The 24,040-nt window shown below is 49.4% G+C and carries 19 protein-coding genes; 10 read left to right on the top strand and 9 right to left on the bottom strand.

Annotated elements, in window-relative coordinates:
- The first annotated feature begins 118 nt into the window (after window positions 1–118).
- From ACOSVP_RS12175 to ACOSVP_RS12160, 4 genes are all read left to right on the top strand, one after another.
- Window positions 119–1,771 (top strand): SulP family inorganic anion transporter, encoded by a 1,653-nt coding sequence (locus tag ACOSVP_RS12175; protein ID WP_487347780.1) that lies wholly within the window; start codon window positions 119–121, stop codon window positions 1,769–1,771.
- Between the two features lie 186 nt (window positions 1,772–1,957).
- Window positions 1,958–5,098: a DEAD/DEAH box helicase gene (locus ACOSVP_RS12170; RefSeq protein WP_487347779.1), complete on the top strand. Its 3,141-nt coding sequence runs from the start codon at window positions 1,958–1,960 to the stop codon at window positions 5,096–5,098.
- Window positions 5,099–5,238: 140 nt separating this feature from the next.
- On the top strand, window positions 5,239–5,529 hold the full coding sequence (locus ACOSVP_RS12165) for a helix-turn-helix domain-containing protein (protein ID WP_115466880.1): 291 nt from the start codon (window positions 5,239–5,241) through the stop codon (window positions 5,527–5,529).
- A complete protein-coding gene (locus ACOSVP_RS12160) occupies window positions 5,519–6,862 on the top strand; it encodes a type II toxin-antitoxin system HipA family toxin (RefSeq protein WP_487347778.1) in 1,344 nt (447 codons plus the stop codon). Before ACOSVP_RS12165 ends, ACOSVP_RS12160 begins: the two co-directional genes overlap by 11 nt.
- 79 nt (window positions 6,863–6,941) lie before the next feature.
- On the opposite strand, the gene ACOSVP_RS12155 is transcribed toward ACOSVP_RS12160, so the two are convergent.
- Window positions 6,942–7,808, bottom strand: a complete 867-nt coding sequence (locus tag ACOSVP_RS12155) for a YicC/YloC family endoribonuclease (RefSeq protein WP_487347777.1) — start codon at window positions 7,806–7,808, stop codon at window positions 6,942–6,944.
- Between the two features lie 133 nt (window positions 7,809–7,941).
- On the opposite strand from ACOSVP_RS12155, the gene rph reads away from it, so the two are divergent.
- Window positions 7,942–8,664, top strand: coding sequence for a ribonuclease PH (gene rph / locus ACOSVP_RS12150; RefSeq protein WP_487347776.1), 723 nt, complete (start codon window positions 7,942–7,944; stop codon window positions 8,662–8,664).
- Window positions 8,665–8,762: 98 nt separating this feature from the next.
- Here rph and ACOSVP_RS12145 read toward each other — a convergent pair whose 3' ends face one another.
- The 6 genes from ACOSVP_RS12145 to ACOSVP_RS12120 form a co-directional block, all read right to left on the bottom strand.
- Window positions 8,763–8,945: a YgaP family membrane protein gene (locus ACOSVP_RS12145; RefSeq protein WP_487347775.1), complete on the bottom strand. Its 183-nt coding sequence runs from the start codon at window positions 8,943–8,945 to the stop codon at window positions 8,763–8,765.
- 140 nt (window positions 8,946–9,085) lie between these two features.
- On the bottom strand, window positions 9,086–10,702 hold the full coding sequence (gene ushA / locus ACOSVP_RS12140; RefSeq protein WP_487347774.1) for a bifunctional UDP-sugar hydrolase/5'-nucleotidase UshA: 1,617 nt from the start codon (window positions 10,700–10,702) through the stop codon (window positions 9,086–9,088).
- A 202-nt stretch (window positions 10,703–10,904) separates the two neighbouring features.
- On the bottom strand, window positions 10,905–12,014 hold the full coding sequence (locus ACOSVP_RS12135; protein ID WP_487347773.1) for an ABC transporter ATP-binding protein: 1,110 nt from the start codon (window positions 12,012–12,014) through the stop codon (window positions 10,905–10,907).
- 78 nt (window positions 12,015–12,092) lie between these two features.
- Complete coding sequence (locus ACOSVP_RS12130; protein WP_487347772.1) at window positions 12,093–12,974, bottom strand: carbohydrate ABC transporter permease; 882 nt, start codon at window positions 12,972–12,974, stop codon at window positions 12,093–12,095.
- Complete coding sequence (locus ACOSVP_RS12125; RefSeq protein WP_487347771.1) at window positions 12,967–13,896, bottom strand: carbohydrate ABC transporter permease; 930 nt, start codon at window positions 13,894–13,896, stop codon at window positions 12,967–12,969. Before ACOSVP_RS12125 ends, ACOSVP_RS12130 begins: the two co-directional genes overlap by 8 nt.
- 69 nt (window positions 13,897–13,965) lie before the next feature.
- Window positions 13,966–15,213, bottom strand: a complete 1,248-nt coding sequence (locus ACOSVP_RS12120; RefSeq protein ID WP_487347770.1) for an ABC transporter substrate-binding protein — start codon at window positions 15,211–15,213, stop codon at window positions 13,966–13,968.
- A gap of 282 nt (window positions 15,214–15,495) precedes the next feature.
- On the opposite strand from ACOSVP_RS12120, the gene ACOSVP_RS12115 reads away from it, so the two are divergent.
- From ACOSVP_RS12115 to ACOSVP_RS12105, 3 genes are read left to right on the top strand one after another with little or no spacing between them, the layout of a single operon-like run.
- Window positions 15,496–16,881, top strand: a complete 1,386-nt coding sequence (locus ACOSVP_RS12115; protein WP_487347769.1) for a sensor histidine kinase — start codon at window positions 15,496–15,498, stop codon at window positions 16,879–16,881.
- Window positions 16,871–17,299: a response regulator gene (locus ACOSVP_RS12110; RefSeq protein WP_487347768.1), complete on the top strand. Its 429-nt coding sequence runs from the start codon at window positions 16,871–16,873 to the stop codon at window positions 17,297–17,299. The genes ACOSVP_RS12115 and ACOSVP_RS12110 overlap by 11 nt, the downstream gene beginning before the upstream one ends.
- Before the next feature lie 8 nt (window positions 17,300–17,307).
- Window positions 17,308–19,020 (top strand): putative bifunctional diguanylate cyclase/phosphodiesterase, encoded by a 1,713-nt coding sequence (locus ACOSVP_RS12105; protein WP_487347767.1) that lies wholly within the window; start codon window positions 17,308–17,310, stop codon window positions 19,018–19,020.
- Here ACOSVP_RS12105 and ACOSVP_RS12100 read toward each other — a convergent pair.
- Window positions 19,006–20,454, bottom strand: a complete 1,449-nt coding sequence (locus ACOSVP_RS12100; RefSeq protein ID WP_487347766.1) for an ATP-binding protein — start codon at window positions 20,452–20,454, stop codon at window positions 19,006–19,008. The two genes, ACOSVP_RS12105 and ACOSVP_RS12100, sit on opposite strands and share 15 nt — an antisense overlap.
- On the bottom strand, window positions 20,432–21,193 hold the full coding sequence (locus ACOSVP_RS12095; protein WP_487347765.1) for a response regulator: 762 nt from the start codon (window positions 21,191–21,193) through the stop codon (window positions 20,432–20,434). The genes ACOSVP_RS12100 and ACOSVP_RS12095 overlap by 23 nt, the downstream gene beginning before the upstream one ends.
- A 199-nt stretch (window positions 21,194–21,392) precedes the next feature.
- Between ACOSVP_RS12095 and ACOSVP_RS12090 the strand changes: the two genes are divergently transcribed.
- Both ACOSVP_RS12090 and ACOSVP_RS12085 read left to right on the top strand, forming a co-directional pair.
- Window positions 21,393–22,361 (top strand): carbohydrate kinase family protein, encoded by a 969-nt coding sequence (locus tag ACOSVP_RS12090; protein ID WP_487347764.1) that lies wholly within the window; start codon window positions 21,393–21,395, stop codon window positions 22,359–22,361.
- Between the two features lie 50 nt (window positions 22,362–22,411).
- Window positions 22,412–24,025 carry an alpha-glucosidase family protein gene (locus tag ACOSVP_RS12085; RefSeq protein ID WP_487347763.1) on the top strand — a complete coding sequence of 538 codons (1,614 nt, stop codon included), beginning with the start codon at window positions 22,412–22,414 and terminating at the stop codon, window positions 24,023–24,025.
- The last annotated feature ends 15 nt before the right edge of the window (window positions 24,026–24,040 follow it).

Raw genomic sequence — 24,040 nt, 5'->3', positions numbered from 1 at the left:
TTTGGCGGAAGTTGTTTTAAAACAGTGATCAACTTATGGCGTGCTTAGATTGTGGTATATTTTCGCAATTCTGAGCCATTATTAGATTTATTCTGACGATTATTGGGGGTGTTTGTTGTTGGATTATCAGCGATTTGCGGCACTTGATTGGAAAGGGGATGCGTTCGGTGGTGTGACCACGGCGATTATCTCTCTACCACTAGCGCTGGCGTTTGGTGTGGCCTCTGGTGCGGGGGCCGAAGCGGGTCTGTGGGGCGCGATTATGGTCGGCTTTTTTGCTGCCCTGTTTGGCGGTTCCACCACGCTGATCTCTGAGCCCACCGGACCAATGACGGTGATCATGACGGCGATCTTAACCAGCATGATGGCCAAATACCCCGAAACTGGCCTCGCCATGAGCTTTACCGTGGTGATGATGGCCGGTGCCTTCCAGATGCTGTTGGGCTGGCTTAAGCTGGGTAAATACGTCACCTTAATGCCTTACAGTGTGGTGTCAGGCTTTATGTCCGGGATCGGGGTTATTCTGATCATCCTGCAACTTTCCCCTTTGCTTGGCTCGGCGGCACCGCCGGGTGGCGTGATGGGCACCCTGTTAGCCTTACCGGACACCTTGGCTAATCTAAAATGGCGCGAGCTGATGTTGGGCGTGCTGACCTTAGCCGTGTTGTTTTTCTTCCCCAAACAGTACCGCAAATACGTGCCGGCGCAATTAGTGGCGTTGGTGGTGATCACGCTGATTTCTGTGATCTTATTTGATAGCGACAGCATCCGCCGTATAGGTGAAATTCCATCCGGTTTGCCGTCACTGGTGCTACCGCACTTTACCCCTGAAATGTTCACCACCATGATTATCGATGCCTTGGTACTAGGGACATTGGGTTGTATTGATACCTTGCTGACCGCCGTAATCGGCGATTCCTTGACTCGAACCGAACATGACTCGGACAAGGAGCTACGTGGCCAAGGTTTAGCAAACATGATCTCGGGTTTGTTTGGTGCACTGCCTGGCGCCGGTGCCACCATGGGCACGGTAACCAATATTCAAGTGGGCGCGCGCTCGCCGCTATCCGGTATTGTGCGTGCCTTGGTCTTGGCACTTGTTGTCCTTATTGCCGGCGGTTTAACTGAACCGATTCCAATGGCAGTACTAGCCGGTATTGCTGTGTATGTGGGCTTTAATATCCTTGATTGGAGCTTTATCCAACGGGCTCACAAAGTCAGCTTACCAGGCATGGCGATCATGTACGGCGTGATGTTGCTGACCGTGTTTGTCGACCTTATCGCTGCGGTCGGGCTGGGTGTGTTTATCTCTAACATCCTGATTATCGAGAAGTTGAGCCGCGAGCAAACACGTCAAGTTAAAGCCATCAGTGACTCGGACAATAACAGCGTACCACTGACCGACGGCGAGCGAGCCATGCTCGATAAAGCCCAAGGCAAGGTGCTGTTCTTCTATCTGTCTGGGCCGATGATCTTTAGCGTCTCCAAAGCCATCTCCCGTCAGCACGCCAGTATTGATGAATACGATGTCATGATCTTGGACTTAAGTGACGTGCCCATGATCGACGTCACCGTTGGCCTAGCCCTCGAAAACGCCATCAAAGACGCGAACGACGCCAACTGTGAAGTGTTCTTACTGTGTCCTAATGAAGAAACTCGCGAACAGCTGGATAAGTTCCAAATGATGAACCTAATCAAAGCAGGTAACGACTGCGCCACCCGCGAACAAGCCCTGCAAGCGGCGTTGGAGTATATAGAAGCGAAAGACTAGTCTTTCTTTCACTAAGAGCCGAAAGCCCTGTTTACGTTAAGCTGTAAACAGGGCTTTTTTATTTGGGCGCATTTTGGATCGGTGTGGCATCGTTAGATGCCAGTTGATGGGACTATATTCCCATTTAAAACGGATATATGGGAACATAGTCCCATTATTTGATATGAGAAGGCTAAAAGGGACTTTATGCAGCAGTCGGGTATCTATGAGCAGTTGATTACTCAGCTGGTAGAAAAGCGTTTGGATCGTGAGCGCTTTTATGTGGGTGAAAGAACGCTGAGTAGCAGCGAAGCATCGGTTTGGCTGTCGCGCTTTCTATCTAATATTCTTGAATACGCTATTGGCTCAGTACCCACTAGCAATGACCAATTGCAGCAGCAAATCGCATTGTCTAATGAGCTCCTGTTATGGCTGAAAGAGCGTTTGCAAGACGATGACCTAATCGAAGAGAATCTGCTCAATAGCCAAGGCAAAATTCTCACAGCTTTATATGAGCTAGAAAATCCTGTAGCAGCCAATCTTAAGCTGTATGTCGAAGACATTTTTCCGTTAACTGGCCTTACTCAAAGCGAGCTGTTTTGCGGTAGCAATGCTGGCCTGTCGTTAGAGTCTGAGCTGAAGCGGGAAATCTTATCGGCGGATAAGATTTACTGGCTGGTGTCGTTTATCAAATGGGCCGGTATTCGTATCTTTCGCAAAGAGCTGGAAACGTTTACCGCCAGTGGTCGTGAGCTAAAGGTCATTACCACCTCTTATATGGGCGCTACCGATGCCAAGGCGGTGGAGTACTTGGCGAGCTTACCCAATACTGAAGTGAAGCTCAGCTACAACACCGAACGCGAACGTTTGCACGCCAAGAGCTACTTATTCTTACGCAATACGGGCTTCCACACGGGCTATATTGGCTCTTCTAATTTGTCTCATTCGGCGCTCACCAATGGCCTTGAATGGAACCTCAAAATCACCTCCCAAGAAATTCCACACATCATTGATAAGTCGCTCAGCACTTTTGAAACCTATTGGGCATCGAATGAATTTGAGCGTTTTGATGGTGCTGCCAGCAGTATGGAAAAGCTCAACCGTGCCTTGCGACAACAGCGTGGCAGTGACGAACAAAGCGCGGCGCATTTCTTTGATATCACACCGTTTCCACATCAGAGTGAAATATTGGAGCAGTTGGCTGTTGAGCGTCACCTGCATCAGCGCTTCCGAAATCTGGTTGTCGCCGCGACCGGTACAGGGAAAACACTGGTTTCGGCATTTGATTTCGCACGCTTTTTGAAAGAAAAGCCGAACGCGACCTTTTTGTTTGTGGCGCATCGGGAAGAGATTTTAAAGCAAGCTCGGGCGGCGTATCGCGGCGTGCTTCGTGATGGCTCATTCGGCGAGTTGTGGGTAGGCAGTCACGCTCCCGCCCATTATCGTCAGCTGTTTGTGTCGATCCAAACGCTGAATAATCAATTAGATCAGCTCAATCTGACGCCTGACTATTACGATTACATCGTTATTGATGAAGTCCACCACATCGCGGCCAACAGCTATCGTGCGGTATTGGCGTATTTCCAGCCGAGTCTTTTATTAGGTTTAACCGCCACGCCTGAGCGTCATGATGGTGGCGATATTTTAGCGGACTTCGGTGGTGTGATTGCCGCTGAAATTCGTTTACCGGAAGCGATCAATCGCCGTCACTTATCGCCATTTCAATATTTTGGCATCGATGATGATACCGACCTTCGCAATATTGCTTGGAGCCGTGGACGTTACGATATCGGGCAACTGACCAATCTCTATACGCATAATCAGGCCCGTGTTGATAAGATCGTAATGAGTTTGCAGGAGATCGTGACTGATAGTAGCCAAATGAAGGCACTGGCATTTTGTGTCAGCCGTGAACATGCGGACTACATGACCAAGCAATTTCTCTTAAAGGGCATTAATGCGGATATCTTAACCAGTGATAACAGCGATCAGCGTCAGCAGAAGCAACAGGCCTTGCGCAGTGGGCAAATCAATGTGCTGTGTGTGGTGGATATCTTTAATGAAGGCGTTGATATTCCGGAAGTCGATACTTTGCTGTTTTTACGCCCTACAGAGAGTCTCACTATCTTCTTGCAGCAACTGGGTCGAGGTCTGCGTTTAGCGGAGGGTAAAGAGTGTTGCACGGTGTTGGATTTCGTCGGTAACTCCAAGCCAGAGTATGATTTTGCCAATAAATTCAGGGCGTTAGTGGGGCGAAGCCCGAAAGCGATCAGTGATGAAATCAAGCAAGGCTTTCCTCATGCACCACTTGGCTGTCGTATTGAGCTGACCAAACGTACCCAAGAAATGGTACTCAGTAATATTCGCCAAGCGACGCTTACTAAAAGCCGCCTGACGGCTATGATTCGACAATTCCCACAGCATTCCACGCAGCCTCTGACGCTGACGAACTTTATCGCACAGCACCCACATATCGACTTGAACGAACTCTATAAGCGCGGCAGTTGGGCTGAATTAGTGGCGAACGCCAAAGATGAAATCAAAGAAGATTCGCGAATCGGCGAAGCCTTTAAGCTGGTGCGTAAAGCGATCCATAACCGCATTCTGACCTGTGATGATCATGGCTATTTAAACTTTCTTGGACAGCTTTGTCAGACCGACTTTAGTGGTGTCAGCATCGACGATCGTCGTGCGGTCATGTGTCATTATGACTTCTGGCAAAAGCCGGGCCCTGATCTAAATTTTGCGTCTTTAGCGCAGAGCATTAAACAGCTCAGCCATCTAGGTGTGGCACAGGAACTTGCCGATGTGATCCGCTGGCAACTTGCACGTATCAAACACGAATTACTGGATATGGCGGATTTGCCAAACGTACCGCTTAAAGTGCATGCCCGCTTCGCTAGAGAGCAGATATTAGCGGCATTTGGTGCAACGACGTTTGAGCAACAACCGCCAGCGCGAGAGGGTGTGTTTGTCATCAAGGAACAAAACATCGAGCTGCTGTTTGTCACCTTAGATAAGAACGAAAAGCAGTTTTCGCCGACGACCATGTACCATGATTACGCCATCAACGAGCAGCTCTTCCACTGGCAATCACAGAACAGCGCACGACCAGACCGAGGACGGGGACAGGACTACATAAATCATCGAGGAATCGGTAAACGCTTGTTTCTATTTGTCCGAGAGCAAACCAAAGATGAGTTCGGCCGCACCATGGGCTTTGTGAACTACGGCGAAGTGGAATATGTATCGCACACCGGTTCACAACCGATGAGTATTACATGGAAACTGAAAACACCCATGCCCAACTTTATGTGGCAACAAGCCGCGAAGCTGGCGGTGGGGTAGACAGAAATAAGTGGATAGTATCGTTACTCACTTCCTAGTTAAGATTACTCAATACCTTTTCTATATATGGCTACAATAGTGGCCAATTTTCCATTTTTAACACTACAATAGATACAACTGTATCCGATAGGCTGTTAATAATGAACTTTACCTTACTTGATGATACCGATGTTAGCCAAGCTTATGCCGCTTACTTACGTGAGTTACGCCAACAAGCAAAGCTATCACGAGCGGCATTGGCAGAGCGCAGCTGTGTACCTGCGGCCACCATTAAGAAGTTTGAGTTGACTGGGCAAATTTCATTTCGCCAGCTGTTGTTACTTTGGCAGACACTTGATTCGCTAGACAGGCTTTATCAACTTACACAACCTAGCAAAGAGCGTGCGGCTATACCCACTAGTATTGATGAGGTGCTAAAAGATGAGTTTTAAACCGATTCAGAAGCTCACTGTATCCCGCACGTTAAGCTCAGGTGAACAGATAGCGGTAGGGGTCTTGGCGCAGAATCGGCAAGGCGTTTTTTTTCAGTATGCGGACAGCTATTTGCAGCAGTTTGGCAATCTATCGCCTTTTACTTTGCAGGCAAACACCCAAGTCCAAGCCGCCCCCAAACAGCCGCATCAAGGTGTTCATGGCGTATTTGGAGATTCTCTGCCTGATGGTTGGGGAATGCTGTTACAAGATCGTATTTTCCGTCAAAAGGGCATTTTGCCAAATCAAGTAACGGCGATGGATAGACTGGCTTTTGTGGGTGATAAAGGCATGGGAGCGCTCTCTTTTTCTCCGGTATCTGAGTTTTCATCCGTGACACACTCTGACATTGATTTAGCAACCTTGGGTTTAGAAGCGCAAACGCTGTTTGATGCCTCACTATCAGATTATATGGATGATAATCACGATGATTTAGATGGGCATACGCAACACGTGCTGGCTGCATTAGTCGCGGGTGGTAGTTCGGGGGGGGCAAGACCCAAGGCGCAGATTTATATGCCTGCTGGGGAAACTCAGCATTGTCGAACCTTTGCACAAACCTGCGATGAAGCGTGGCTGATTAAGTTTACCTCGAAAAATCTCGCGCTCGGGCATGAAGAAGGCTTGTGTGAGGCAGTTTATTTGCAAATGGCTGAGCAAGCTAAGTGTCAACCACCCGTCTGGCAACTCATTGAAGCACCGCGTACCAGCGGTGCGCCTGCGTGGTTGGCGCTCAAGCGTTTTGATTATGTCGCTAATACCGACTTAGTCAGCCATCAAAGCTCAGGCCGCTTGCATATGCACAGCGCCTGCGGATTGTTGGATGCAGACTTTAGAGCGCCAAGTTTAGACTATATTGATTTGATCAAAGCCAGCCGTCAGTTGTGTAAATCTCCTGCGGCTGGACAACTGCAATTTCGCCGTGCCATTTTTAACCTGCTGTCGTCTAATCAAGACGACCACAGTAAAAACTGGGCATTTTTGCAAGCGGATGATGGTCAATGGAATCCTGCACCTTTTTACGATGTTACCTACAGCCCACATCCATTCAACGAACACGCCACTTCGTTCGGAGGTTATGGCAAAGCGCCACCTATTAAGGTGATGCAGAAGCTGGCTACGAGTGCTGGTTATGGGAATTGGAATGATGCAAGGCAGGTCATTGAAGAAGTTGCAGAAGCCATCAGTCAATTTACTTATCTTGCAAAGCAGCAAGGGGTCAGCAAAACCACCGTATCTGCAATTGCTAAGACACTGGATCAGCGCAAACAAGAAAATGCAGCGCTTTTTTGACGAAGTGAAACGACTTGTTCAATTCATCGTTATCAAACCTAGTAAGTGGATAGCATCGCTATCCACTTACTAATCGTAATTATTCGATGTTTTGAATCTGCTCTCTCATTTGCTCAATCAACACCTTCAATTCCACGGCGCTATTAGTCGTTTCGACCACAATCGATTTAGACGACAGTGTATTCGCCTCGCGGTTTAGCTCTTGCATCAGGAAGTCTAGGCGGCGGCCGACAGGGCCTTTTTCTTTTAGCTGACGGCGGACTTCTTTGGTGTGGGTCGCTAGGCGATCCACTTCTTCGGCGACGTCGGCTTTTTGTGCCAGCATGACGATTTCCGCTTCCACGCGCATTGGGTCTAGGTCGACTTTAGCGGCTTCTAGCTTATCTTGAAGGTTTTGTTTTTGTGCCGCGATGATCGTCGGTAGCTTCTCTTTTACATCGGCCACGATGGCGTCGATGCTGTCTAAGCGCTCTTCTATGATGGCGTTAAGTTGTTCGCCTTCGCGCTGACGCACGCTGATCATGTCGTCTAACGCTTTGTTAAATAAAGCAATAACGGCTTTTTTCATTTCGTCCGCATCGGCGCTGTCATCGCTTAGGATGCCTGGCCATTGCAGGATTTGCAGTGGCGATGGGGTTTTGATGCCATCAAACCAAGTGCCTAATTCTTTGACCGCGTTGGCCAGCGCTTGGGCGTTTTCTGCGTTGATGTTTAGACCTTTAGCGGCCGTGTCTTCGGCGTAGAAACGTAGCTGGCATTCCACTTTACCGCGGTTGAGCTTTTTACGTAGGCTGTCACGGAAACCAAATTCCAGTTCACGGAATTGTTCCGGTAGGCGGAAGTGTGGCTCAAGGTAACGTTGGTTTACTGAGCGGATTTCCCAGCTGATGGTGCCCCAGTCGTATACGGCTTCTTGGCGCGAAAAAGCGGTCATGCTTGCAGTCATATCAATTCCTAGCAGCTAAATAAAAGATGCGGTTAGTGTAACCTAAGTCTGACTTTCCCGTCAGGATGGGCAGTCATTTTTGCCAAGGTTCGTTATAATCTCCACTTTAGAAACAAATGACAGTGAGACTTTTATGCGTCCAAGCGGTAGAGCAGCAGATCAATTACGTCCAATGAAGTTTACGCGTAACTTTACAAAGCACGCGGAAGGTTCCGTATTAGTGGAATGCGGTGATACCAAAGTGATTTGTACGGCGACCGTTGTACAAGGCGTGCCACGCTTTTTGAAAGGTAAAGGCCAAGGCTGGATCACTGCAGAATACGGCATGTTGCCACGTTCTACTCACAACCGTATGGACCGTGAAGCCGCGCGCGGCAAACAAGGTGGTCGCACGGTGGAGATCCAACGCTTGATCGGTCGTTCTTTGCGTGCCGCTGTGGATCTAAGCAAGCTAGGCGAATACACGATTACCATCGACTGTGATGTGATTCAAGCAGACGGTGGTACCCGTACCGCGTCGATCTCGGGTGGTTTCGTAGCACTAGCGGATGCGGTGAAAACACTGGTAGAAAACAAGAAGATCAAAGAGAACCCTGTGGTTTCTCAGATCGCCGCGATCTCAGTAGGCGTTTACCAAGGCACACCTGTACTGGATTTGGATTACCCAGAAGACTCCAGCGCGGAAACCGATATGAACGTGATCATGAACGATAAAGGTGGCTTTATCGAGATTCAAGGCACAGCAGAAGGTGCAGCGTTCAGCGATGAGCACATGATGGGCATGCTAGCGGTGGCGCGTAAAGGCATTAGCGAGATTATGGACATGCAGCGCGAAGCTCTGTTCCAAGAAGCGTAATCTACCACTAGATAGATGTGAAAAAGGGAGCTAGATCAGCTCCCTTTTTTGTTGTTTTTGACCCGTCCTAAATAAGGTGCCCCGTCCTAAATAGACAGTCACTTGTTGGTATGAATGCCTAGCAAAGCATACAGCGGACAGAAGTTAACCAGGCCAGTCGCTAGCGGAATCACGCCAATGTAGCCCCACGCGCCAATCACGCCGAAAAATGCCAGCACGATGAGTAGCGCACCAAGCACAATACGTAACACCTTATCGATACCACCCACATTTATTTTCATCGCCATGTCCTCAACAAGCTTGATTGATAGGATCAGTATAGAAAGCTTTTAAATATTAGAAAGTGCTAAATATATAAGAAGGGGATATGGATCAAGAAATACCAAAGGGCAGGCTGCCCTTTGGTATGGGATCGGAAGGTTTAACGAACCACGTCACCGGTGGCTTTGTAATCACTGATCATGATAGGTGAGTAATCTTTGATGTATTCCACTAACACGTCGGCGTCCACATAACCTGAGTTAACGTAGTTTTTATGGTCGCTTACTTTCGGGTAGTCATCACCACCGCTGGCGGTGTAGCTGTTCATAGCGATGCGGTAGGTTTTGCCTGCTTCGAGAGCTTTGCCGCCCACTTTAATGTTGGTGGCTTTACCATCTTTCATGACCAAGGAGACGCCACGGGTTTGCGCAAAAGCACCTGTGCCGGCTTCTTTTCCTGCCACGACAGATAGGTAATTGGTCAGCTCCTCGGCGTTTAGATCCACGTACGACAGACCGTTTGCGAATGGCTGAACCAGCAATACGGATTTGTAGGTGATCTTGCCCGCCGGAATGCCATCACGAATACCGCCCGAGTTCATAACTGCCACATCCGCATGTACCTTTTTCATCATGGCAGAGGCAATCAGGTTACCTAGGTTGGTTTCCTCGGCACGAACTGTGTCACGTTCACCAATAAAGGGACCATCGGTGAAACCGATCTCTACGTTGAGCTTATCTTGGCCAATGTTTTGGAAAGGCTGCAGCATGGCCAGCATGCTTGGGTCTTGGGCGATTTCTTTATCGATAAAGACACGCTCGCTGGAACCATCCGCTTTGGTGACTTTTTTCTTCAGGTTGACTGGGATTAATTCGTAATCCGATGCAACGATTTGGCCATCTTTAATGGTCATATCCAAACGGCCCACATACTTGCCCCATTCATGGGCTTGTAGGATCAGGGTGCCGCTTTGCACATCGGGCTCAAATAATGGATCTTGGGAGTGACCGCCGACGATGACATCAATGCCAGGTACGGTGCGCGCAAGGGTCACATCGCCTGGTGCATTGCCGCCGTAGTTACCATCGTCGTAATGTCCCATATGGGTGACCGCGACGATCAGGTCGGCTTGTTGCTCTAGCACGGGGATCAGATCTTGTGCCACTTCGATCGGGGATTTAATGGTGATGCCACCAAGGTATTCTGGATTACCGATTTTCACTGTGTCATCGGTGGTGAAGCCTACGACAGCAATGCGTAGGTCATCAACGGTGAAGATTTTGTAAGCATCAAACAGGGGCTTGCCGGTGTTATTGTCGATAATGTTCGCGGATAAGAAGGGGAAGCCCGCCCACTCACGCTGTTGTTTCAGGACTTCGATCGGATTGTCGAACTCATGGTTACCCAAAGCCATGGCGTCATACTTCAGCATATTCATGCCTTTGAAATCTGGCTCGGCATCCTGAAGATCCGACTCGGGTACGCCAGTATTGATGTCGCCACCAGAAAGTAACAAGGTATTGCCATCTTCCAGTAGTACTTCTTCACGAATATTGTCGATCAGCGTTTTACGAGCGGCCATGCCGTACTCGCCGTTGCTGTTTTGCCAGAAGCGACCGTGATGATCGTTGGTGTGCAAAATAGTCAGGTGGTATTCCTTGCCAGCTTGCCACATGGGTGTGCTAGGGGCGTCAGGAGTGCTGACACTGGCACAGCCCGCCAAAGCGATAACCACGCCCGACAGTGCAAATTGGGCGATCAAGCGATTTGCGTTCATTCAGTTGTCCTTTCTTATGAGATCGAGTTCATTCAACGAAGCGGCGCTTCAAGGTTCCATGGTGAGACGGCTGCTCACTTGTAAAACAATGTAACCCAAGCAGGTCACAACTTCGAGGCTAAAACTGACCTTTTGTACAGAAAATACGCAAAAAAAAGCCGACCCTAGGGCCGGCAAACATTCACCGAAATAACGGCTAAAGTTAGAGGTCGATACGTTTTCCAGAGTCTTTATCAAAGGCGACCGCTTTTGACGTATCAAACATCATGGCAATGGTTTCACCTGCTTTGACTGGGTAGGCAGGGTTGGAGCGACAGTTTACTTCGGCATCTTGGATACGGGTTAGCACCATGGTGTCGGCACCCATTGGTTCCGTCACTTCCACATCCACCTCAGCGGTCACGACAAACTCTTTGCCGTCTTTGTGTGGCTGAGGCTCAGTGATCATTTCAGGACGTAGGCCCAGTAGGATTTCTTTGCCCGCGTAGGCTTTTAGGCTGTCTGGTTTTGGGAATGGCACCACGGTTGGTTTGCTGGCTTGAAGTTCTAGGGCGTAAGTACCGTTTTGCTCGATAACTTTCGCTGGTACGAAGTTCATCGCGGGTGAACCCATAAAGCCTGCGACGAACAAGTTCGTTGGGTTGTCGTAGATTTCCTGTGGTGTGCCCAGTTGTTGTACTTCACCGTCTTTCATCACCGCGATACGATCAGCCAAAGTCATGGCTTCGATCTGATCGTGGGTTACGTAAACGATGGTGGTGCCCAGCTTTTGGTGTAGCTTCTTGATTTCAGTACGCATTTCCACACGCAGCTTGGCATCTAGGTTCGATAGCGGCTCGTCAAATAGGTACATCTTAGGACGGCGGGCTAGGGCGCGGCCCATGGCCACACGTTGACGCTGACCGCCGGATAGTTGCGCTGGCTTACGCTTTAGCAGATGGCCGATTTGTAGCATCTCCGCCACGCGCTGTACTTCTGCATCACGCTCTTCTTTTGGCACTTTACGCATCTCAAGGCCAAAGGAGATGTTTTCAGCCACCGTCATGTTTGGGTATAGGGCGTAAGACTGGAACACCATGGCGATGTCACGGTCTTTTGGGCTGGCGTAGGTAACGTCGTTATCGCCGATGAGGATGCGACCTTCTGAAACGTCTTCTAGGCCGGCAATCGAGTTCATCAGAGTCGATTTACCGCAGCCAGAAGGGCCGACCAAGATTAGGAATTCACCCGCTTCAATCGAGATATTAATGCCTTTTAGGATTTCCGTTTGGCCGTAGCGTTTTTTTACATTATCAATCGTTAAACTTGCCATGATTCTTTCTCCAAATTCTTTCACTGGCCAGCGGATGTCGTCGCGGGCCGTCAACCTTATTAAATAAACCTTTAAGCCTTAGCCTTTCACCGCACCCGCAGTTAGACCGCGTACGAAGTATTTACCCGCTAAGATGTACACCACTAGCGTAGGTAAGGCAGCGATGATGGCTGCGGCCATATCGACGTTGTATTCCTTACCGCCGAAGCTGGTGTTGACAAGGTTGTTAAGAGCTACCGTCACAGGTTGTGTGTCGAAGCCAGAGAACGCCACGCCAAATAGGAAGTCGTTCCAGATTTGCGTGAACTGCCAAATAACCGTTACGACGATGATTGGCGTCGATACCGGCAAGATAATACGGTAGAAGATAGTGAAGAAACCGGCACCGTCTAGACGCGCAGCTTTCACCAATTCTCCTGGGATAGACTGATAGAAGTTACGGAAGAACAAGGTCGTGAACGCCACACCGTAAATCACGTGTACCATCACCAAACCTGTAGTGGTGTTAGCGATACCCAACCAACCCAAAGTACGAGCCATAGGCAGTAGGATGACTTGGAAGGGGATGAAACAGCCCACCAACAAGGCTGCGAAGAACACATCGCTGCCTTTGAATTTCCAATGGGAAATGACGTAGCCGTTAAGTGCGCCCAACAAAGTGGAAATCGCCACCGCAGGAATTACGATCTGGAACGAGTTTAAGAAGTAGGGCGCCATGCCTTCACATTGGCTGCCTGTACAGGCACCGCTCCACGCTTTTGACCAAGCATCAAAGTTCAATGAACCTGGCAGCGACAGCAGGGTGCCGGTACGAATTTCTTCTACGTCTTTTAAAGACGTGAGTAGCATTACCACGAACGGCGCTAGATACACTGCGGCCATGGTCAGCAATGCTGCGTATAGAACAACACGTAGTACTTTATCTAGGGTTGAGGTTTGGCGTTTTGCAAGATTACTCATGGCGCTCACCTCGTAGTTCTGAGTACAAGTAAGGAACAAGAATCGCTAGCACGCAGCCCAACATCACCATCGCGGATGCGGCACCTAGACCGATCTGGCTACGGGTAAAGGCGTGGGCGTACATAAAGTTGGCCGGTAGATCAGAAGAGTAACCTGGGCCACCGTTGGTCAAGGCCGCAACCAAGTCGAAACTCTTGATCGCAATGTGCGATAGGATCACCAAAGCACTGAAGAAAACCGGTTTTAGGGAAGGCAAAATAATGCGACGGTAGGTGGTAAAAATGCTCGCGCCGTCTAGTTGTGCCGCTTTGATCATCTCGTTGTCAACGCCACGAAGGCCCGCTAGGAATAAGGCCATCACGAAGCCAGAGGCTTGCCATACGGCCGCGATGACCAAACAGTAAACCACCATGTCAGGGTCAGATAACCAGTTAAAGCGGAAATCTTCGAAGCCCAATTCGATCATCATTTTTTCAATGCCGTTGGTTGGGTTCAACAACCACTTCCAAGCGGTACCGGTAACGATGAAGGAAATCGCCATTGGGTAAAGATAAATGGTACGAATCGCCCCTTCTGCACGAATTTTCTGATCAAGAAAAATCGCCAGCATCACGCCCAAGAACAAACAGATGAGGATGAACAAACCACCAAACACACCAAGGTTGGACAGCGCCACTAACCAGCGGTCGTTCATAAATAAACGCTCGTATTGTTCAAAGCCAACGAACTTATAGGTTGGCAGCATACGAGAGTTGGTAAAAGAGAGTACGGCAGTCCATATCATATAGCCGTAGATACACACGATCGCTGCAACAGCGGTCGGTGCCATGACGATTTTGGGCATCCAGTCGGCCAAACTTAGGCGTGCAGGACGACCAGCTTGAGTCGCTCCAGACCCAGCTTTGGCGGCATTATTATTCATATTAGGGCGCTTCTACTTTAGAGGAGAGAAGGAGGCCAACCCTATGATTGGCCTCGATTTTAACGCGTATTACATGCTGGCTTGTACAGCGCGAGCGAGACGGTCAACGGCTTCTTCAGCAGTCATAGATTCGCTGTTGTAGAAGTTCGTTACCACGTCGTAGATCGCACCTTGTACCATTGAGCTAACGGCCATGCCGTGCGCCATACTTGGTACTAGGTCGTTGGTTGTTGAGCTAGCTAGGAAGGCATCCATGGACGCGTGGGCACAGGTATCAAACTTGTCACGTGGCATGTTCAAACGTGCTGGAATCGAACCCTTGTTTAGGTTGAAGGTTTCTTGGAAAGTTGGCTCAAGCATCAAGCGCGCAAGGTCTTGTTGTGCTTTTTGCGAACCTTCGTCATCCACTTGGAACATGGCTAGGGAGTCGATGTTGAACGTGAATTGGCCGCTAGTGCCTGGCGCCGCGTAACAAACGTAGTCAATGCCGGCTTTTTTGCCTGCTGCGGTGAATTCACCTTTAGCCCAGTCACCCATGATTTGCATCGCCGCGTCACCGTTGATCACCATCGAAGTAGCGATGTTCCAGTCACGGCCAGAGAAACCTGAGTCTACGTAGTCGTGGGTTTTCTTGAAGGTTTTGAATACGTCAACCATGTCCGCACCACGTAGCGTGGCATCGTCTAGCTCAACAAACGCAGCGTTGTAGAATTTAGAGCCTTTTGCTAAAGCAATGGCTTCAAACAGAGTGGCGTCTTGCCAAGCCTGACCACCGTGAGCCAATGGCGTGAAACCTGCGGCTTTGATTTTGTCAGCCGCTTCAAAGAATTGATCCCAAGTGGTTGGGATAGAAGCGCCCGCTTTTTTGAAGATTTCAGGGTTGGCCCATAACCAGTTTACGCGGTGCACGTTTACCGGTGCTGCCACATAGTGGCCGTCGTATTTCATGACATTGCTAACGACTTTTGGCAGAACGTTATCCCATTGGCCTTTTTCCGCCACGGAATCCAGATTGGTTAGGAAGCCTAGATCGCCCCATTCTTGAATGGTAGGGCCTTTGATTTGAGCCGCTGCAGGCGGGTTACCCGCGATGGCGCGAGATTTTAGCACGGTCATTGCAGATTCACCGCCGCCACCTGCTACTGCGAAGTCTTTCCAAGTGTGGCCTTGTTCGGTCATCAACTCTTTCAACACGTTGATTGACTTGGCTTCACCACCGGATGTCCACCAGTGTAGAACTTCTACTTCACCTGCATGCGCTGTTGCCGCAGCAACAGAAATGGCAAGACTAGACAAACCTAATGCAATTTTCTTCATGGTCAGTAACCCTTTTTATTGTTATGGATCTCTGTAACTAACGTTGTTGTTTTTAATCTAGGACATCAGCATAAAAAATGCGCACCTAGATAGTGCAAATGTAGCAAACCTTATGCACGCGGGTGGTAAAGTAGAGCAACCAAATGTATCAAAGTCTTGCAACCCTGAGAGGCTTATTAGTTTTTTCTGATTGAGCCTGATTGCAAATCTTCACAAAGTGCACCTCTGATCTTCATCTATAATGGGTAGGCTATTGGGTACAAATATCGCCAAGGAGGCGTCATGGAGGCTCATGTATTCACTCTGCTTGATCTCGTTGTTCTGATTGGCTTCGTTATTACTCTAATCGTAATGTCATTTGGCTTTAGTTGGCGTGAGCGCAAGCGCTCGCAGTATTTGCTCGATAGCAATCAACGACTACAGGAGGAAGTGCAGCGGCGCCAAGCAGTGGAAGAAGAACTACGTCGCCTCTCTGATTCGTTGGAAAGTGCCATGGATCAGCGTACGCAGGAGCTGCAGGAAATCCAAAGTAAACTGGAGCAAGAAGTGCACGCCACGGCTCAAGCACAAAAGCGCATGGCCAGTATTTTCGAGTCGGCACCTAATGGCATGTTGGTGGTGAACCGAGATGGAATCATTACACAAGCCAACAGTATGGTGGCGTCTATTTTTCGCTGTGAAGCAGAAGAGCTGGTCGGCCAGTCGGTCGAGAGCTTGGTACCGAATGAGTTCCGTGAACGACATGTGGTGGATCGCTCCGAGTTTCAGGCGCATCCCTCGAAGCGCAAGATGGGCGCCCGTCGAGATTTATATGGCGCGCGCTTCGATGGCTCTTATGTACCTCTAGAAGTGGGTCTTCACCCAGTTGAGCTAGAAAGTGGTACCGAAATTGTGGCCGCCGTGGTCGATATCAGTGAGCGCAAAGCCTATGAAAAGAGTATTCATAAGCGTAACGAGGCACTGGAATTGTCGAACCGTGAGCTACAAGAATTTGCCTTTATTGCCTCTCATGATTTGCGCGAGCCCCTGCGTAAAATCATTTCCTTTTCTACACTGTTACAAGAAGGGGAATACGGCGAGTTTAACCAAGAAGGTAAGGTGTTCTCAGGCTATATCGTCAATGCGGCGCATCGTATGCGAGACCTATTGTCAGACTTATTAGCCTACAGCCGTGTCACCTCTAAGGCCAACCCGTTTAAACCGCTGCGCTTGAACCTTTTGTTAGACGAAGTGTTAGAAGACTTGCAGCTGTCGGTGGACGAATCCCAAGCGGATATTCAAATCGCCGAGGCCTTGCCGGATATCAACGGGGATCCGGTGCAAATACGTCAGCTGTTTCAGAACTTAATTGGCAATAGCATCAAGTACCGCGCGCCTGATCGGGCGCCTGTGATTACCATTTCGGGTAATCAAGACGATGATTTTGTGTACTTGAAAGTAAAAGATAATGGTATTGGTTTTGCCCAAGAGTTTGCCGAGCAGATCTTTGATGTGTTCAAGCGCTTGCACGATAAGCAATCTTACTCGGGGACCGGCATGGGGTTGGCAATTTGCCGCAAAATTGTGGTGCGTCACGGCGGCTCGATTACGGCTCGATCCGAAGAGGGCGTGGGCACGACTATGATTATTGAACTACCTAAAAAAATGGCAATGAACGATGGAAGTTAAAGCAACACAACCGCGCTTGTTGATGCTTGATGACGATCTAGAAGATGCATTTTTGGTGCGTACGGCATTAAAGAGAATCGATGCGAATTGGTCATTTGAGCATTTTCAGACCAGTAAGGCTTTTTCAGACTACTTAGAAAAGGCGTATCCTGAGCAAGTGCAGGTTGCTCCTCTGATGTTATTGCTCGATTTAAATATGCCGGTGAAAACAGGGCTAGAGTGGCTTAAAGAGCTGCGGGCGGACAGTCGATACGATGCGTTAATTATCATTGTACTGTCCACTTCGGACACGAGAGAAGAGCAAGCGAGAAGTTTAGCGCTCGGCGCCAATGCTCATATAGGTAAACCAGATAGCGTAAAAGAGTTAGCGGATAAGCTAATGGCTTTGTACGGACGTTGGATAGAGAAAAAGGGCTAGAGGGAAGAATGGATAACACCAGCTTATCAGTACTAGTGATCGAAGACGATTACGAGGATTATATTCTCCTGCGTACCTATTTGGCGCACGCATCGCGCACGCATTTCGAACTCACCCACGTGGCACACTTTGATGAAGCGACCAAAATCTTGGTGGAGCAGAAGTTCGATGCCATTCTCTGTGACTACTTCCTCGATGGTCATACCGCGACCGATTTATTCAAGCATGTGAAACTGATTGGTGTGGAAACACCGATAGTGGTGCTCACGGGCGTGGCCGAGTCGGAACTGGATGACGTGCTGATGCAATTAGGTGCCTCCGATTTTATTCCCAAAGATGAACTTACCACGGCCTTGCTGGAACGTAGTATTCGCCATGCGATTGAGCGCAAACGTACCGAGCAACAGATCTCACAACTGATCAAACGTGATCCGTTAACGGGCCTTGGTAACCGCTTAATTTTTGAAGAGCATGCGGAGCTGGCGATTGCCCGCGCCAAACGTAATAAAACCCGCCTTGCCATCGCCTTTCTCGATCTAGATCGCTTTAAAAACGTCAACGATACCTTAGGGCATCATGTGGGCGATATGCTACTGACCCTAGTGGGTAAGCGTATTCAAGAAACCATTCGAGGCAGTGATTTCGTGGCGCGGGTGGGTGGCGATGAATTTACCTTACTGCTTGATAATATTAACGACATAGACGATCTCAACGGCATTGCCAGTAAAGTTCTGGCACAGGTGTCACGTCATGCGGTCATTGACTGCAAACATTTAGAAGTGTCGGCAAGTCTTGGCATTGCTCTGTATCCTGAACAAGGCAGCACAGTCTCTGAACTGATGCGCAAAGCAGACATGGCGCTCTATGAATGTAAGAAGCAAGAGAGCATGCGTCATTTCATGGTGTTCAGCGACAGTTTGCAGGCGCGCTTGCACAAAGAAACGCGCGTGGAAAATGGCTTGAATCGAGCCTTGTTGAACGACGAATTTGAGCTACATTACCAACCGATTTTATCCCTTGATGATCATAGTATTCACGGTGTGGAAGCCTTAATCCGCTGGCGTTTGCCAGAAGGCAATTTGCTGATGCCGGGGGATTTTATTGAAGAGGCCAATCGGGTCGGACTGATTGGAGCCTTGGGGGTATGGGTGCTGGAAGCTGCCTGTAAGCAACTGCGTTTGTGGTTGGATGAAGGGTTACTGCTGAGTATGTCGGTGAACGTATCGCCACGCCATTTGCGCCAAGCTGGCTTTGAAGAAATTGTCAAAGAAGTGGTACAGAAGTACCAGATTCCTGCGGGCTGTCTGATGCTGGAGTTGACCGAAGAAGTGTTTGTCGACAGTGGTATTGCCAGCTTATATGCCCTGACAGAAATTCGTAAGGCAGGCGTGGGCATTGCGATTGATGATTTTGGTACCGGCTACTCCTCCATGCGTTATCTAAAAAGCTTGCCGATTGACCGCATCAAGATCGACCGCTGCTTTGTCTCGGCCCACAGTGAAGAGTCCTTGTCAGATCCTATGATTACCCAAGCGATTGTGTTTTTGTCTGAAGGATTGGGCTTAGATTTGGTGGCCGAAGGAATTGAGACAGAGACACAAGCGCTGGAATTGGCTCAGCAGGGGTGTCACAAGGGGCAAGGTTATTTGTTCTCTAAACCCCAGCCCCACGATGTGATCTTTGACATGCTCAAACAGAAAAAACTGTCAGTGGCGCGGTAGCCACAGACGCACTTCCAAACCGCCTTGGTCACGGTTCCTTAAGGTGATTTCACCGCCGTGAGCGCGGGCAATATTGCGCGCAATACTCAAACCTAAACCAACACTGCCAGTACGGCCACTGCCGGAGGCCGCCAGTTGTGTATAGGGCTGAAACACATCGTCCATCTTGGTATCTGGGATGCCTGGGCCGTTATCGCAAATGTGAATGCAGAGCTCGTCTTCGCTGTCCTCGATCTGGATATCGGCCTTATGGCCATAGTAAAGCGCGTTGTCGATCAGGTTGCCGAGGCAGCGGCGGATGGCTAAGGGTTTGCCTATATAGGGCGATAACAGCTCGCCTTGGATGGTGACCGCATCGGTCAGCTGATTAGCGCTTTGCTGGATATCCTGAAGAAAGCGCATAATGTCAATTTCAACGCGATTTTCGTGAATATCTGTCTCTTTTACGCTCTGAATTGCGCCTTTTACTAACAAATCCAAATCTTCCAGATCACGAATCATGGCTTCGCGAACGTCTTCTTCATCGAGCATTTCCGCCCGTAAACGTAAGCGCGTGATTGGGGTTTTTAGGTCATGAGAGATGGCGGCAAACAGCTTTTCACGGTCATTTAGGTAACGCTGGATACGCGCTTGCATATCATTAAAGGCATGGGCCGTGTGGCGTACTTCGAGAGCGCCTTCTTCACGTAACGGCTTAAAGTCCCCTTGGCCAAAACGTTCTGCGGCACGGGCCAAAATCGCCAAAGGTCGTGTGGTACGGCGTAAGATCAATAAGGTCAGCAGCAACACAGTCGTGACCGAAACGATCAAAGAAAAGACGCGATCGCGACTCAGTGGTGAGGTTTCCTCAAGAAAGTAAGGATCGGGCATTAAGCTGGCCAAATACAACCAATCCGAGTCATTGATCGGAATCTGAATCACGATAATCGGCGGCGTTAGCGGTTTGACTAACAAACTGTGATGGCCCCAACGCTCTGGCAAATCCACCAAGCGCGTGTGGTTGTTGATCACATGCAAATCATCTGGACTGGAGAAGGCGATCTTGGCATTGCTGATGCCTAGCTGCTTCTCTAAGGTGCCTTGCACTTGGTCCTTCACAATGTCTTTTAACGGCGAATCAGGAATTGGGTTGATCAGAATCTCTTCGCGGTTAAGGGTGACAAAGAAGCGGGTGCCGCCCATGTCTTGTAGTTGATCAATGACGATATGGCGGTAGTTTTGCGGCAAGGAAGTGAAATAACTGACTGTGGCGGCAATACGAAATGCCATATGCTTGGAGACTTCCAGCACGTTTTCCCGAGTGTCGGCTTCCACTTGATGCAACCAAATGGAAGAACCGATCAGCTGCATGGCGGCCACGCCAAAGGTCATGATCAAGACAATTTGCCCAGTCAGGGACTGGAACCAGCGTTTAATTCTCTTCGTCGCGGTCATGATCGCTGGCTTCAACCTTGGCGGTCAGAATGTAACCTTGGCCACGCACGGTTTTGATCAGTTGCGGCTGACGGGCATCTTCTCGCAAACGCTGGCGCAGACGACTGACGTGCACATCGATAAAACGATCCAGCGGTGTGGTATCACGGCCGCGAGTATTTTCCGCGATGTAATCCCGTGACAAGACATTACCTGGATTGGTGACAAACAACATCAGTAGGTTGTAATCGGCACCGCTTAACGACTCTTTGACGCCATCGACCCACAATTCACGGGTTAAGGTATCGAGCTTAAACTGAGCAAAGCGGTAGTAACGATAGGTTTCCTGAGGGGCGCTAATCGTTTGTTCCGGCACCTCATTCACTTGTTCCATACGACGATGGATCGCTTTAATACGGGCCAGTAGTTCACGTGGGTTAAAGGGCTTGGCAAGGTAATCGTCAGCGCCGATTTCTAAACCGATAATACGGTCCATTTCATCTGAGTTGGCGGTTAGCATGATTACTGGCACATTGGATTGGGTGCGCAGGGTGCGACACACCGAAAAGCCATCGGCTCCTGGTAGACGTACATCCAGAATCACTAAATCAACACCCAAGTCCGGTTTAAATGCGGCTAAAAATGATTCGCCAGAATCAGCTGTAAGAACGCGATACTGGTTTTTCTCTAGGTAAGATTGCAGTAGAGAGCGAATCTCATTGTCGTCATCAACAACGAAGACGCATTTAGCTTTTGTCATAAAAACCTATTCTGGGTGATAAATGATCAGATATGGAAAAGAGTCTAGCAAGAAACCGTTTGTTAACCAACGGCACTGATAATAGAGTCGGTAACGGTCTGTAAGCGCTATAGTAACATGTATTTAGTCATGGCGTTTTAGACATATTTGCCGTGCGGACCTGCTAGGCTGATAGTAACAATAACAGAGAGACAAGACGATGATGACAAAAGTAATGGCGTTCGGTGAAGCCCTAATCGATTTCCTTTCCAATGGTCAAACCGGCCTAGATGGACAGGAGTCCTTCACTAAATTCCCTGGTGGAGCGCCCGCCAACGTGGCGGTGGCAGTGGCCCGTTTAGGTGGGAATAGCCATTTTGCCGGTCAGGTCGGCGACGATGCTTTTGGCCATTTCCTAAAAGACTCTCTGGAAAGCTACGGCGTGCAGACCGACAGCATGCTGATGACCAAGGAAGCGAAAACCGCACTGGCGTTTGTTAGCTTAGACAGCACTGGTGAGCGCAGTTTTGAGTTTTACCGCAACCCATCAGCGGATATGTTGTTTCGCCGTGAAGACTTTAAAAGCGAATGGTTTTACGCACCACAGGGGGTGTTTCATACCTGCTCTAACACATTAACCGATGCGGACATTACGTCCGCGACCATGGCGGGTATTGTGATGGCCAAGGCAGCCGGTTGGATCGTCAGTATTGATGTCAACCTGCGCATTAACCTGTGGCCAGATCACCGCGTGGACACGGATCGCGTGATCGCTTGGATGCGCCAAGGGGATGTGATCAAAGCCAGCTTAGAAGAGCTAGAGGTCTTATCGAACGAGCCGCTTAATCTGATCCAAGAATTATTGGCCGGTGGAGTTTCCCTGTTCGTATTAACCGATGGGGGTAACCCAGTGCGTTACTTTACCGCCAATGGCCAAGGTGAAATCGCCGCGCCAAAAGTGGAAGTAAAAGATACTACGGCAGCAGGGGATGCGTTTGTCGGTGGTTTACTGTATCAATTAGCAGAACGTGGTGGCGATCGCGAGTCACTCAAAGCATTTAATGAAGCCGAATTAGAAGCCTGTATCCGCTTTGCCGTGGCATGTGGAGCAGACTCGGTGACCAAGGCAGGGGCCTACCCATCCTTGCCTAACCTTGAACAAGCCCAAGCGCGTTTGGCAACCTTCTAATCAGTCACAATCACACAGCAGGGCTGTGTAACACTTAAAGGAGTGAAGCGATGGAGTTGAACTGGTGGCAAGGCGGAATCATCTATCAGATTTATCCGCGCAGTTTTATGGATGCCAATGGCGATGGTATTGGTGATTTGGCCGGTATCACCGATAAGTTGGATTACGTTGCTTCACTCGGTGTGAATGCCATCTGGCTGTCACCGATTTTTACCTCGCCAATGAAAGACTTTGGTTACGATGTCAGTGATTACCGTGACATCGATCCTATGTTCGGTACGTTAGCGGATTTCAAACGACTGATTGCCCGAGCCCATGAGCTGGACTTAAAAGTCATGGTCGATCAGGTGATTAGTCACTCTTCCGATCTGCATCCTTGGTTTGAAGAAAGCCGCCAAGATCGTACCAATGCAAAAGCCGATTGGTACGTGTGGGCGGATCCTAAGCCCGACGGCACACCGCCAAATAACTGGTTGTCGATCTTTGGTGGCAGTGCTTGGAAATGGGACAGCCGCCGCTTGCAGTATTATTTGCATAACTTTCTTGAATCCCAGCCAGACTTTAACTTCCATAATCCGGACGTGCGTAAAGTGCATTTGGACAATATGCGTTTTTGGCTCGAGCTTGGGGTGGATGGTTTCCGCCTGGACACGGTGAACTTTTATTTCCATAGCCAAGGCTTAGAAGATAACCCGCCATTGGCGCCAGGCGAGCCGAAAACCAAAGGGGCGCCAGAGGACAATCCTTATACTTATCAACGGCATGTGTACGATCTCAGTCGTCCCGAAAACCTAGCGTTTCTCCAAGAACTACGTGCCTTGATGGATGAATTTCCAGGCTCAACCACGGTCGGGGAAATCGGTGATGACTTTCCGCTGAAGCGCATGGAGGAATACACGGATGGTGGCGATAAGTTGCATATGGCTTACACCTTTGAGCTACTGAATAAACTGCGCTCGCCAGAATTTCTGCGTCATGTGATTCGTACCACCAATGACAGTGTTCGTGATGGCTGGCCCTGCTGGGCGGTGTCCAATCATGATGTGGTGCGCATGCGTACCCGTTGGGGGGCAGAGGAAGATCCCGTTCAGTATCCACTGGCGATATTAGCCTTGATCATCTCCTTGCGTGGCAGCGTGTGTTTGTATCAAGGAGAAGAGCTCGGCCTACCGGAAGCGGACGTTCCCTTTGAACGCATTCAAGACCCCTATGGCATTCCCCTGTGGCCAGTGTTTAAAGGCCGTGATGGCTGTCGTACGCCGATGGTGTGGAACGATCAGGCGTTCGCAGGTTTCTCGACCGTTGAGCCTTGGTTGCCAGTGGATGCGAGGCATTTACCCTTGAGTGTAGCGCAACAAGAAGCCCAGCCGGATTCCATGTTGCAGCATGTGCGTCGACTGATTCAGTGGCGCCAGCAACAGCGCGCTTTAGTGCTCGGGGATATGATGTTTGCTGACGTGCAAAATGATGACTTGTTGGCCTTTACTCGTAGCTACGCCGAAGACCGAGTGTTGGTGGTGGTCAATCTGACGGGCCAACAACAGTCCGCTGAACTGCCTTTCCCGGTGGCAGAGGCGTTGGAAGGACATGGTTTTAGCGCAATTTTAGAAGGCTCGACGCTGACACTGCCAGCGTACCAAGTCTACTATGCGAAGTTAGCTTAACTATTTGAGAGAGCA

This window comes from Marinomonas sp. HM11-D (assembly GCF_057626615.1).
Note: the sequence above shows the minus strand (reverse complement) of the source record. Positions and strands in the feature narration are given on the sequence as shown.